The sequence below is a fragment of the Agrobacterium sp. genome, assembly GCF_059499945.1.
The window spans coordinates 121196-134010 of sequence record NZ_JCABZP010000022.1 but is presented as its reverse complement, the minus strand read 5'-3'; the positions used below and the strand labels follow the sequence as shown (position 1 = coordinate 134010).

The following is a 12815-nucleotide window of genomic DNA, read 5'->3' as shown; positions in this document are numbered from 1 at the left end:
AAGGGAGGCAAGGCCGAATGAGGGACGCTTTCAGTGCGTCCCTCATGAGCGGGCGACAAGCCCTTACGTAATAACGCTCGGCGCGTTGCGGCCGGTATGGGCCCTGATGCCGGCGATCGTATCGGCAACGGCAATCAGGTCGGAAAGCGCTTCCTGCGTTTCGATGCCATGACGGGCCGCATCCGCCTCGTAACGCTCGACATAAAGGCGAAGCGTCGCGCCCGCAGTACCGGTGCCGGAAAGGCGCAGCACGATGCGCGAACCGCCTTCGAAGAGGATGCGGATGCCCTGATTTTTGCTGACGGACTGATCGACCGGATCGTGATAGGCAAAATCATCCGCCGCCGCGACCTTCAGATTGCCGTAGCTGGTGCCGGGAAGCGTTGCGAGTTTTTCGCGCAGGGTGGCGACCAGCGTGTTCGCCGCATCCGAATCCACTTCCTCATAATCGTGGCGGGAATAATAGTTGCGGCCATATTCGGCCCAGTGCCTGGTGACGATGTCTTTCACGCTTTCCTTGCGCGCGGCGACGATGTTCAGCCAGTAAAGCACAGCCCAGAGGCCATCCTTTTCGCGCACATGGTTGGAACCGGTGCCAAAGCTTTCTTCGCCGCAGATCGTCACCTTGCCGGCGTCCATGAGGTTGCCGAAGAATTTCCAGCCGGTCGGCGTCTCATACATGCCAAGGCCGAGTTTTTCGGCGACACGGTCGGCTGCCGCACTTGTCGGCATGGAGCGGGCGATACCGGAAATGCCGGCCGCATAACCGGGGGCGAGTTTGGCATTGGCGGCGATGATGGCCAGACTGTCTGATGGCGTGACGAACATGCCCTTGCCGACGACCATGTTGCGGTCGCCATCGCCATCGGAAGCGGCGCCGAAATCGGGGCCTTCCGGGCTCATGACATCGTCATAAAGCTCCTTGGCGTGGACAAGGTTCGGGTCGGGATGATGGCCGCCGAAATCCGGCAGCGGTGTGGCGTTGCGGACGGAACCCTTCGGTGCGCCGAGGCGCTTTTCGATGATTTCCACGGCATAAGGGCCAGTGACGGCGCTCATGGAATCGACCACGACCTTGAAGCCGCCGGTGATAAGCGTGCGGATGGCGTCGAAATCGAACAGCTCTTCCATCAGGGCGGCGTAGTCGGCAACCGGATCGATCACCTCGACCGTCAGCTCGTCCACCTTGAAGCTGCCGATCTTGTCTAGATCGATATCGGCGGCATCCGAGATTTTGTAGCTGTCGATGACTTTCGAGCGGGCATAGATAGCGTCCGTGATCTTCTCAGGTGCGGGACCACCATTACCGATATTGTATTTGATGCCGAAATCTTCGGTCGGACCGCCGGGATTATGGCTGGCGGAAAGCACGATGCCGCCGAAGGCCTTGTATTTGCGGATGACGTTGGAGGCGGCGGGTGTGGAGAGAATGCCGCCCTGACCGACAAGCACCTTGCCGAAACCGGCAGCGGCGGCCATCTTGATCGCCTTCTGGATGACTTCGCGGTTGTAATAACGGCCGTCGCCACCAATCACCAGCGTCTGGCCCTCAAAGCCTTCGAGTGCGTCGAAGATCGACTGGATGAAGTTCTCCGCGTAATTTTCCTGGGCGAAGACCGGCACCTTCTTACGCAGGCCGGATGTGCCCGGCTTCTGGTCCTGATAGGGCGTCGTCTTGATGGTTTTGATCATTGTTTCAATGGCCTTTCGAAATAAGCTGGCTGTAAAGCGCGGCGTAGAGACCGGCGCTCTTTTCCCAGGAAACATCGGATTTCATTCCGAGTTTCTGCATTTGTGTCCACAGTTTCGGGTCGTGATAATAACGGACGGTCCGGCGGATCGCCTGTTTCAGACCATCAAGCGTGACGGGTGAAAATTGCACGCCTGTCGCCGATTTATTGGCGATGGCGGCATGGTTGGCGTCGATCACCGTATCGGCAAGGCCGCCGGTGCGGGCGACGACCGGAATGCAGCCATAACGCAGCGCGTAAAGCTGGGTGAGGCCGCAGGGTTCGAAACGCGAGGGAATGATGATCGCGTCGCAGCCCGCCTGCATGAGATGCGACAGGGGTTCGTTGTAACCGATGGCAACGCCGACGCGGCCATGGTGCCGGGATGCCGCCGCCAGAAGCGCGCCTTCCAGCGCCACATCGCCCGCGCCAAGCACCACGAGACGGCCGCCGAGCGAAACGATCTCATCCACGGCTTCCGCCATGAGGTCGATGCCCTTCTGCCAGGTGAGGCGGGAGATGACGCAGAACAGCGGGCTGTCATCATCATCGATGCGGAAATGTTCGGCGACCGCCTTCTTGTTCAGCGCGCGGTTCTTGAGATTGGCGGCCGAATAATTGTCGTGGATCAGATGGTCCGTTGCCGGGTTCCAGACATCGGCATCGATGCCGTTGACGATGCCGTGCAGCACATGGGCGCGGCTGCCGATGACGCCGTGCAGGCCCATGCCGAATTGCGGGGTGAGGATCTCCTCGGCATAGGACGGGCTGACGGTGCTGAGCGCCGTTGCCGTCTGCAGGCCGCCCTTCAGGAAGCTCACATCATTATAATATTCGATGCCTTCCATGCCGAAGGAATGCGGTGGCAGCGCCAGTTTGCTGAAGATATTGGCGCCGAACTGGCCCTGAAAGGCGATGTTGTGGATGGTGAGAAGGCTCGGAATCTCAGGCGTTTCGGCATAACGCATATAGACCGGCGCCATGGCGGCCTGCCAGTCATGGGCATGCACGATATCCGGCCGCCAGCCGGGAAGCGCGCCGGCGGCAATACGGGCTGCCGCGAGCGACAGTGCCGCGAAGCGCTTCCAATTGTCTGGATAGTCCTTGCCGGTCTGGTCGAGATAGGGGCCGCCGGAGCGCTCGTAATAGGCGGGCGCATCGAGAATGAGGAGATCGAGCCCCTCATGCCGTACTTCGAGCACATCGGCTTTTTCGCCGAGCAGATCGGTAAATTCCAGACATTTGACGGGGTCCGTCACGGCGGCTTTCACCGCCGGATATCCGGGTATCAATGTCCGCGTCCTGACGCCAAGGGCCTCGAGCGCGATGGGGAGCGCGCCGGCAACGTCGGCGAGCCCTCCGGTCTTGATCAGGGGATAGACTTCGGATGAAACCGAAAGGACATTCATGGGCTCTACAGGTCCAGCTTGTCGATCATCGATTGGGTGATAAGGCAGATGCCGTTTTCAGTGCGGCGGAAACGTTTGGCATCCAGTTCTGGGTCTTCTCCTACAATCAGTCCTTCCGGAATGACCACGCCATGGTCGATGACGACATTGCTGAGCTGGGCATGACGCCCGATCTTCACACTCGGCAGTACTACGGCATTCTCAAGGCGGGAGTATGAATTGGCGCGCACGCCGGTAAACAGGAGGCTGCGGGTGAGGGCCGCACCGGAAATGATGCAGTCCCCGGAAACAACCGAAGACACGGCCGAACCGCGGCGGTTCTCATCGTCATGCACGAATTTCGCCGGCGGGGTGATTTCCGCATAGGTCCAGATCGGCCAGGACTTGTCGTAGATATCAAGGTCAGGCACCACATCTGTGAGATCGATATTGGCCTGCCAGTAGGCATCGATGGTGCCCACATCGCGCCAGTAAGGACCATGCTCGAAATCCGAGCGGACGCAGGAGTCTGCGAAGCGGTGGGCGACGGCTTTGCCGTGCTTTACGATATAGGGAATGATGTCCTTGCCGAAGTCGCGGCTGGAGGTCGGATCGGCGGCGTCGCGGCGCAGCGCTTCCATCAGAAATTTCGTGTGGAAGACATAAATGCCCATGGAGGCAAGCGCAAAGCCTTCATTGCCGGGAATGCCTGGCGGATCGGCCGGCTTTTCGATGAAATCGATGATCTCGTCTTTTTCATTCACATGCATCACGCCGAAACCGGTCGCATCCATGCGCGGCACTTCAAGGCAGCCGATCGTCACGTCGGCGCCGGAATCGACATGCTGCTGCAGCATGTATTCGTAGTCCATCTTATAGATATGGTCGCCGGCGAGGATGACCATATATTCCGGCGCATAGGGCTCGATGATGTCGATATTCTGGTAAACCGCGTCGGCGGTGCCTTCATACCATTGCGTTTCGGAAACGCGCTGGGAGGCGGGAAGAATGTCGAAGCTCTCGTTCCGTTCAGGGCGGAAGAAGTCCCAGCCGCGCTGCAGGTGGCGAATGAGGGAGTGCGCCTTGTATTGCGTGGCGACGCCGATGCGGCGAATGCCGGAATTGAGCGCGTTGGAAAGCGCAAAATCGATGATACGCGCCTTGCCGCCGAAATAGACGGCGGGTTTTGCCCGGCGGTCCGTCAGTTCCTTCAGGCGGCTGCCTCTGCCGCCTGCGAGGACATAGGCCATTGCATCACGCGCCAAAGGCTGAACTCTTTTTTCCGACATGGTGTCCTCCCTCTCTGTCTGTCAGTTTTCCGGTTCGAGCATGATCGTGGCAAGCGGCGGCAGGACGAGCATCGCCCCGATATCGCCGCCGGCATCGACCGCCTGAACGCGTCCGCCATTTCCCTTGCCGCTGCCGCCATAAATTTCGGCATCGGTGTTGAGAATCTCCCGCCACCGCCCCGCCAGAGGCAGCGGCACATAATAATTTTCCCGATAGACCGGGGTGAGGTTGCAGATGACCGCCACCGGCTTTTCGCCGGGCGCCGTGCGCAGCCAGGCGAAGACGGAATTCTCGTGATCATCGACCACAAGCCAGCGGAAGCCGTCAGGTTCGCAGTCACGGGCGTGCAGGGCAGCTTTGGATCGATAGGTGAGGTTGAGATCGCGCACGAGGCGGCGCATGCCCTCATGCATCGGATATTGGCGCAGGTTCCAGTCGAGCGACCCCTTTTCGCTCCATTCGCTCCACTGTGCGAACTCCTGCCCCATGAACAGCAGCTTCTTGCCGGGATAACCCCACATGAAGCCGTAATAGGAGCGGAGATTGGCGAATTTCTGCCAGTCATCGCCGGACATCTTGGCGATCAGCGATCCCTTGCCGTGCACCACCTCGTCGTGGGAAAGCGGAAGCACGAAATTCTCGGTGAAGGCGTAAAGCAGGCCGAAGGTCAGTTCCTGATGGTGGAACTTGCGATGCACCGGCTCACGCGCGAAATAACTCAGCGTGTCGTGCATGAAGCCCATGTTCCATTTGAAGCCGAAACCGAGACCGCCCTCGTGGACGGGCTGGGACACTTTCGGCCACGAGGTGGATTCCTCCGCGATCGTCATGACGCCGGGATGGGTGCCGTAGACGAGCGAATTCATCTTCTGCAGGAAGCGGACGGATTCGAGATTTTCGCGTCCGCCATATTCATTGGGAATCCACTCGCCTTCCTTGCGGGAATAATCGAGATAGAGCATCGAGGCGACCGCATCGACGCGCAGGCCGTCGAGATGGAATTTCTCGGCCCAATAAAGCGCGTTGTTGATGAGGTAGGACATGACCTCGATACGGCCGAAATTGTAGATCGCCGTGTTCCAGTCGGGGTGAAAACCCTGACGCGGATCGGCGTGCTCGTAAAGCGCGGTGCCGTCGAACCAGCGCAACCCGTGCTCATCGGTCGGAAAATGCGCCGGAACCCAGTCGAGAAGAACGCCGATACCGACCTTGTGCGCGCCGTTGACGAAGCGGGCAAAGCCCTCGGGATCGCCGAAACGGGCGGATGGCGCATAAAGGCCGGTCGTCTGGTAACCCCAGGAGGGATCATAGGGATGTTCGGTGATGGGCAGAAATTCGATATGGGTGAAGCCCATATCCGTACAATAGGGAATGAGCTGGGCGGCGAGTTCATCCCAGCTGAGGAAGGTGCCGTCCTCGCGGCGCTGCCAGGAGCCGGCATGCACCTCATAGATGCTGATCGGTTGGCGGCGCTGATCCACCTGCGCCCAATGTTCCCGGTGGGCCTGATCTTCCCATTTCTGCGTCAGTTCCGGCGCGGTGACGGAAGCGTTCTTCGGCCGCAATTCGGCGCGGCGGGCATAGGGATCGGCCTTCAGGGGGAGAAGCTCGCCATTGGCGCCGAGGACTTCGAACTTGTAGGCGCAGCCGGCATAGACGTCAGGCGCGAAGATTTCCCAGATGCCGGTATCCTTGCGGAAGCGCATCACATGCCGGCGGCCATCCCAATTGTTGAAATCGCCGACGACGGAAACACGCCGCGCATTGGGCGCCCACACGGCGAAGTGAAAACCTTCGACGCCTTCGAGTTTCAGCGGATGCGCGCCCATCCTGTCGAAGAGCCTGAGATGCGATCCTTCACGGACGAAATAATCGTCCATGGGGCCGAGAACAGGGCCGAAGCTGTAGGGGTCGGTCACCGCCCATTCGGCATCGTCGCGGCTGGCGCGGTACCGCACCGGCTGGCGCTTTGAAAGATCGATCCGGCCTTCGAAAAAACCATCAGGATCAAGCCGCTTCAATTCACCTACGAAATTTCCATCCAGCGTGAGGACGGAAACCTCCTCGGCGCCCGGAATGAAACAGCGGGCGGAAAACCCTTCCGGCGTCTCGTGAACGCCGAGAAGGGCAAAGGGATTGGAATGCAAACCGCTCTTGATCGCCTCGATTTCAGCCTTCGTGATTTCGCCAGTCTTTTTCTCTTCGGCCGAATTGAGCGGTTTTTTCATCAGGCTCTCCAGATCTCGGTGGCATACTGGCGGATCGTCCTGTCGGACGAGAACCAGCCCATACGCGCCGTGTTGCGCACTGCTTTGGTGTTCCAGCTATCCTGATCGCTCCAGATCGCGTCCACCTTGCGCTGTGCGTCGGCATAGGCGTCGAAATCGGCGGCGACCATGAACCAGTCGCTGTTGTATATGCCGTCGATGAGGGCGGAAAACCGCGAACGATCATCTGGTGAAAACACACCCGACGCGATGGACGACAGAGCCTGCGACAATTCCGCAGACCCTTCGATGATGGCACGCGGATTGTGGCCCTCGGCGCGAGCTCTGGCCACTTCTTCCGCCGTCATGCCGAAGATGACGATGTTCTCAGCGCCGACATGTTCGAGCATTTCCACATTCGCGCCATCGAGCGTGCCGATGGTCAGCGCGCCGTTTAGCGCGAATTTCATGTTGCCGGTGCCGGAGGCTTCCATGCCGGCCGTCGAAATCTGTTCCGAAAGATCGGCGGCGGGAACCATGATTTCGGCAAGCGAGACGTTATAGTTCGGAACAAACACCACTTTGAGAAGCCCGCGCACGGCCGGATCGTTGTTGATGACCCGGGCAATATCGTTGGCAAGCTTGATGATCAGCTTCGCGTTGTGATAACTCGGCGCCGCCTTGCCTGCGAAGAACTTAACGCGCGGCACCCAATCCAGTTCCGGGTGGGAACGGATCTGGTCGTAAAGGGCGACAGTCTCAACAAGGTTCAGAAGCTGGCGCTTATATTCGTGGATGCGCTTGATCTGGATGTCGAACATGGCCGAGGGATCGACGCGGATGCCCATGCGCTGCGCCACCGTATTGGCAAGCCGCACCTTGTTCAGACGCTTCACCTCGGCAAATTTCTCGCGGAAACCGGCATCGTCGGCGAAACGGTCGAGTGCCGTCAGCTTTTCCGCATCATCGAGGAAATCGTCGCCGATCGCTTCCCTGATCAATCCCGTCAGGCCGGGGTTGCACTGCATCAGCCAGCGGCGCGGCGTGATGCCGTTGGTCTTGTTGTTGATACGATCAGGATAAAGGCTGTGCAGGTCGGCAAAGACCGTTTCCTTCATCAGCTCGGTATGAAGTGCGGAAACGCCGTTGATGGAATGCGAGCCGATGAAGGCGAGGTTGCCCATGCGCACCCGGCGCTCGCCGCCTTCATCGATGAGAGAGATGGAACGGATCTGTTGATCCGCCATCTTCTTTTCCTTGCGGGCGAACAGCAGCGTATTGGCGTTGATGGCGTAAACGATCTGCATGTGCCGGGGCAAAAGGCGCTCGAGCAGCGGCACCGGCCAGCTTTCCAGCGCTTCCGGCAGAAGCGTGTGGTTGGTGTAGGAGAAGGTGCCCTGTGTGATCTTCCAGGCTTCGTCGAATTCAAGGCCATGGACATCGCAGAGAAGGCGCATCATTTCGCAGATGGAAATGGCCGGATGCGTGTCGTTAAGCTGGATCGAAACCTTGTCGGGCAGCGAGGTGAAATCCGGGTACTGCTGCAGATGGCGGCGCAGAATGTCCTGCAGCGAAGCGGAGGAGAAGAAGAACTCCTGCCGCAGGCGCAGTTCCTGACCGGCCGGCGTCGCATCGGCGGGGTAGAGAACCCGCGTCAGGCTTTCCGCCTTGTTGCTTTCGCGCAATGCGCCGATATGGTCGCCGGCATTGAAGGCGGCCAGAAGAATGGGATCTATCGGCTGCGCCGACCACAGGCGAAGCGTGTTGACGCGGGTACCGCGCCAGCCGACGACCGGCGTGTCGTAAGCCATGGCGATGACGCGTTCGGCCGGTTTCCAGACGAAGCGCTGCGGATCTTCATAACCGCCGATCGTCTCCACCGATCCGCCGAAGCCGATTTCATAGGAGCTTTCGCGGCGTTCGAATTCCCAGGGGTTGCCATGCGCCAGCCAGGTTTCCGGCAGTTCCACCTGCCAGCCATCCGCCATCTGCTGGCGGAAGAGGCCGTGCACGTAACGGATGCCATAGCCATAGGCGGGAATATCGACGGTCGCCATGGATTCCATGAAACAGGCGGCGAGACGGCCAAGGCCGCCATTGCCAAGGGCTGCATCCGGCTCCAGACCGGCGATGACGTCAAGATCGACGCCGAGCGAGGACAGCGCATCGCGGATTTCGTGCATCAGGCCGATATTGGAGATGGCGTCGCGCATCAGGCGGCCGATCAGGAATTCGAGCGACAGGTAATAAACGCGCTTGGAATTGTTGTGATAGGCCTTGCGGGTGGATTCCATCCATTTGTCGATGATGCGGTCGCGGACGACGAGGATGGTTGCGGTCAGCCAGTCGTGCGGCTTGGCGACCTTGACGTCCTTACCGATGCGGTAGGTGAGGCGTTCGATGATTTCCGACGCCATGATTTCCGGGTTGGAACTGCGCGGGGCGGGGCGGGGAAGATCGGCGGCGTTTAGATTATTGATCATTGGTCGGTCAGCACCTTGGTGGGAGGAGAGGGTCTGATGAGGTCGATCCGTGTTGCCTTTGCTGATGCCAGTTTATGCATCGATATGGAGGTGTGGCAACAGCATTTTTTGCGGAAAGTTGAACGGCTTAGGTTTATGAAAAATAAGAATTTTTCTTCCGCGTCCCAAGGATCGCCGAAGGCATTGCCGGCCCTTTATCCGCCGTTCCTGAAGAGGTTTGCGTGGTGGTCGCGATGCCGGGCATCGTTCAAAAAAGGGAGAGAGGCTGCAACACTTTTAAATGGTTCACCGGTCCTGAAATCTGTTTCGCTCTATTATCTTTACACACCAGACCGAAAACCGCGCATATGTTTCGGTCCGATGCTCTAAATCACACACTAGCCTTCGCGGCCGCAAAAATTCAATGAAAATAAACGGGTCGCCGCCACAGCCATGTTTGTCTCGCGTGGCGGCGGTGTGAAAACGGAGTAACACCGTCCTCGAAGACGATGTTTACGGCAGGAAAAAAGGCTCTGTCGTCATTTCCCCGGCGCGGATCGTCACGCGGGTATTCGGCGGAACGGCGCACCAGGGAGTGCAATCGAAGGAAAAGGGCTCCGAACTCAACGCGATGCCTTCTTCCAGGCCGCGCCAGTAGAGCGTCGGCGGCTTGTCATCGCTCGACCAGCGGAAGGCGTGCACGCAATCGCCGTCCATCAGCACGGCGCTGAAGCGCAGTGCGGAGGAAACGCCCGCCGCGACCATCTTTTCCTGACAGAGACGAAGGGCGGTGGAAATTGCGCGCACGGGATCGGCATCAAGGCCAAGGCCGGCGGCGATGAGGAATATTGCTTCGCTGTCGCCGGTGCCGCGTCGGGATGCATAGATATCGTCGGGGATAAGGGAGTCGATGTCGCGCCTGATCTGCTCGTAGCCGCCGATCTGGCCGTTATGCATGAAGAGATATTGGCCATGGGCAAAGGGGTGGCAATTGGCGCGGGATACTTCGCCTGAGGTGGCGGAGCGGACATGTGCCATGAACATGCCCGAGCGAAGCTGGTGGCAGAGTGCCGCGAGATTGGCATCCGACCAGGCGGGCCTGGTATCACGAAAGACGCCGGGCGTTCCTCGGTCACCATACCAGCCAAGGCCGCAACCATCGCCATTGACGACGGTTTTCGCTTCCCTTGCGGCCATGGACTGGCTGACCAGTGATGCTTCCGGCTCGATCAGCAGGCTGTCGAGCCAGACGGGTTTACCGGAATAGGCAAAGAGGCGGCACATTCATGCGGCTCTGTCGAAAGCCTTGTTTCCGAGCGCGAAGCCGACGGCGGCCTTCGCGTGAATGGCGGTCGAATCGTAACCCGGCAGCGGCAGGGCGTCGGGGTCGATCAGCAGCGAAATTTCGGTGCAGCCGAGAATGACGGAATCGACGCCGAGTGCGCGAGCCTTGTCGATGACCGCGAGATAGCGTTCACGCGAGCAGGACTTGATCTCGCCCTGGCAGAGTTCGCCGAAGATGATGTCGTGGATCGCAGCCCTGTCTTCCGCATCGGGCACGACCACCTCGACGCCGTGGCGGCGCATGCGGTCGGTGTAGAAGCCGTGCTCCATCGTGTAACGGGTGGCGAGCAGAAGCGGCTTGCGGCGTCCATCCGCCTTCAGGGCTGCTGCGGTTTCATCGATGATGTCGATCAGCGCCACGCCGGACATTTTCGCTACGGTGTCAGCGACAAGATGCATGGTGTTGGTGCAGATCAGCACGCAATCGGCGCCCGCATTGGCAAGGCGTGCACCGGCAGCGCCCAGAAGTGCGCCTGCCTCATCCCAGCGATCGGCTTTCTGAAGGGCGACGACCTCGGAAAAATCGAGCGAATGCATGACGATATCGGCCGAGACCAGGCCGCCGCGGCTGTCGCGCACGGCCTCATTGATCATGCGGTAATAGGTTGCGGTAGATTCCCAGCTCATGCCGCCGATCAGGCCGATCCGTTTCATAAGAGTTCCCTTATCAAGTTTGATTGAAGACAAGAATGCCACCACCGAAACGAAAACGGCATGCGTTTTTTAGAGGATTGCGCGGCAAGTATGCAAATGCAACGCGCCATATTAGATAATATCGCAAATTTCTTGCGCCGTTGCGTTAACCGGTGCATTCTTAACGGATGATTGACGACCGTGACCGCCGAATCCTTGCGATTCTCCAGGAGAATGCCGAGACCCCACTCGCGGATATCGCAGAGGAGGTTTCCCTGTCGCTATCGGCCTGTTCGCGCCGCATCACGCGGCTGCGAACGGAAGGTTATGTGACGGGCACGATGGCGCTGCTGGACCGACGGAAGATCAACCTGCCGACCACGGTTTTTCTGCTGGTGAGAACGGGCCTGCATGCGGAGGACTGGCTGGACCGGTTCCATGCCGCCGTCAGCACCATACCTGAGATCGTCGAGGTTCACCGGCTGACCGGCAATTTCGACTATATTCTGAAGCTGGTGCTGCCGAATGTCGAATATTACGACACGGTCTATAAACAGATCCTGCGCCGCGTGCAGCTTTACGACATGTCCGCCTATATCTCCATGGAGACGGTTAAGCTGTCGTCTTCGCTGCCGACGACGCATATCTGAGGGCTTATCGAGCCTTATCAGCGCGCCGCCTTGAAACGGACGCCAAAGCGGAAGCCTCTAGTCTCGCCGGGTTGCAGGGTAATCGCATCCGCGAGTTCCTGGTGGTTGAAGGCGTTGGTTGGTGTTTCCACGGGTTCAAGCGCGATGGAGTGCCGCCTGTCGCGGGCGAGCGTATCGCCGGTGAAGACATGCATGTGCCCACGCTCCTGCCATACCGTCAGGCTCGAACCATCGTGCCGGTTTTCGAGCCTCGTCTCGTAAAGCCCGTTTTCGGATGCGACCAGATCGGTGAAGCAGACATCGAGTACATGGCCGGCCAGCGGCGCATAGAGAAAGCGGGTGTCGTCCCGTTTGACTATCCCGCCCTGTGGGTCGCGAAGGGGGATCAGATCGTTGTCTGTTTCAATCGCCGTTCGCGAGGGCAGCGTGAGAAGAAGGTCGTCGATAGACGTTGTGCCGGGCAGGCGGAAATAGGGATGCCAGCCGGCGGCGAAAGGCAGGGGCCGGTCGTCGCGATTGATGCCGCGTATGTCGATGGTGACCTCATGGCCGGCGAAGCGATATTCCACCTCGATGGCGAGACGGTAGGGATAACCCTTGAAATCCGCAGGCGATATTTCAGTGCGGAAGATGAGGATGCGAGCGCCGTTTTCCTCAAGAGATTGCGCGAGGGCGAAGGGCAGGGCTCTGGCAAATCCGTGGAAGACGAGAGTTTCATGGGCAAGCACCGGTTCAATGCGGTGCGCCTGCCCGCCAAAACTGAATTGGCCATCCGGAATGCGATTGGTGAAGGGTGCGAGAATGCCGTTTCTCACGCCGTTTTGCGATTGCAGTTCGGCGGGCGTCGAATATCCGTCGACAAGATCTTCGCCTTCTCCGCCATCGGCAGAGATCGGCCGCCAGCTCAGAAGCGTCGCGCCCTCAAAAGCGATTTCGGCAATGAAACCGTTTCCGGAAACGGTCAAACCGGCAATCCCCGTGCCTGTCGTGGAGGTAGTCATCGGGAAATTGTCCTTTGCATGCATCTGCGATGATCGGGGCAACTGCCGTGCCGATTCGCCCGATCATCTTCGCTGAAGGACAATTTCGCAATGGCCCGTGGGGGCCGTAT

The 12815-nt window shown here is 59.3% G+C and carries 10 protein-coding genes; 2 read left to right on the top strand and 8 right to left on the bottom strand.

Annotation, left to right across the window (positions count from 1 at the left end):
• Nucleotides 1–63: 63 nt before the first annotated feature.
• The 5 genes from AC5I5B_RS25100 to AC5I5B_RS25080 are packed head-to-tail and all read right to left on the bottom strand — an operon-like array spanning nucleotide 64 to nucleotide 9098.
• A complete protein-coding gene (locus tag AC5I5B_RS25100; protein ID WP_111834580.1) occupies nucleotides 64–1692 on the bottom strand; it encodes an alpha-D-glucose phosphate-specific phosphoglucomutase in 1629 nt (542 codons plus the stop codon).
• A 4-nt stretch (nucleotides 1693–1696) separates the two neighbouring features.
• Nucleotides 1697–3139: a glycogen synthase GlgA gene (gene glgA, locus AC5I5B_RS25095; protein WP_060723437.1), complete on the bottom strand. Its 1443-nt coding sequence runs from the start codon at nucleotides 3137–3139 to the stop codon at nucleotides 1697–1699.
• Between the two features lie 5 nt (nucleotides 3140–3144).
• Nucleotides 3145–4407, bottom strand: coding sequence for a glucose-1-phosphate adenylyltransferase (gene glgC / locus AC5I5B_RS25090; RefSeq protein WP_003508574.1), 1263 nt, complete (start codon nucleotides 4405–4407; stop codon nucleotides 3145–3147).
• A gap of 21 nt (nucleotides 4408–4428) precedes the next feature.
• On the bottom strand, nucleotides 4429–6636 hold the full coding sequence (gene glgB, locus AC5I5B_RS25085; RefSeq protein WP_003508576.1) for a 1,4-alpha-glucan branching protein GlgB: 2208 nt from the start codon (nucleotides 6634–6636) through the stop codon (nucleotides 4429–4431).
• Nucleotides 6636–9098: a glycogen/starch/alpha-glucan phosphorylase gene (locus AC5I5B_RS25080; RefSeq protein WP_003508578.1), complete on the bottom strand. Its 2463-nt coding sequence runs from the start codon at nucleotides 9096–9098 to the stop codon at nucleotides 6636–6638. The genes glgB and AC5I5B_RS25080 overlap by 1 nt, the downstream gene beginning before the upstream one ends.
• A 36-nt stretch (nucleotides 9099–9134) precedes the next feature.
• Here AC5I5B_RS25080 and AC5I5B_RS25075 point away from each other — a divergent pair, with 36 nt between their 5' ends.
• Nucleotides 9135–9467 carry a hypothetical protein gene (locus AC5I5B_RS25075; RefSeq protein WP_223564973.1) on the top strand — a complete coding sequence of 111 codons (333 nt, stop codon included), beginning with the start codon at nucleotides 9135–9137 and terminating at the stop codon, nucleotides 9465–9467.
• A gap of 123 nt (nucleotides 9468–9590) precedes the next feature.
• On the opposite strand, the gene AC5I5B_RS25070 is transcribed toward AC5I5B_RS25075, so the two are convergent.
• Nucleotides 9591–10361 (bottom strand): class II glutamine amidotransferase, encoded by a 771-nt coding sequence (locus tag AC5I5B_RS25070; RefSeq protein ID WP_107677756.1) that lies wholly within the window; start codon nucleotides 10359–10361, stop codon nucleotides 9591–9593.
• Nucleotides 10362–11075, bottom strand: a complete 714-nt coding sequence (locus tag AC5I5B_RS25065) for an aspartate/glutamate racemase family protein (RefSeq protein ID WP_080864607.1) — start codon at nucleotides 11073–11075, stop codon at nucleotides 10362–10364. It lies immediately after the preceding gene.
• A gap of 167 nt (nucleotides 11076–11242) precedes the next feature.
• Here AC5I5B_RS25065 and AC5I5B_RS25060 point away from each other — a divergent pair, with 167 nt between their 5' ends.
• Nucleotides 11243–11704 carry an Lrp/AsnC family transcriptional regulator gene (locus AC5I5B_RS25060; protein ID WP_003508584.1) on the top strand — a complete coding sequence of 154 codons (462 nt, stop codon included), beginning with the start codon at nucleotides 11243–11245 and terminating at the stop codon, nucleotides 11702–11704.
• 17 nt (nucleotides 11705–11721) lie between these two features.
• On the opposite strand, the gene AC5I5B_RS25055 is transcribed toward AC5I5B_RS25060, so the two are convergent.
• Nucleotides 11722–12705, bottom strand: coding sequence for an aldose 1-epimerase (locus AC5I5B_RS25055; protein ID WP_111794669.1), 984 nt, complete (start codon nucleotides 12703–12705; stop codon nucleotides 11722–11724).
• Nucleotides 12706–12815 lie beyond the last annotated feature (110 nt).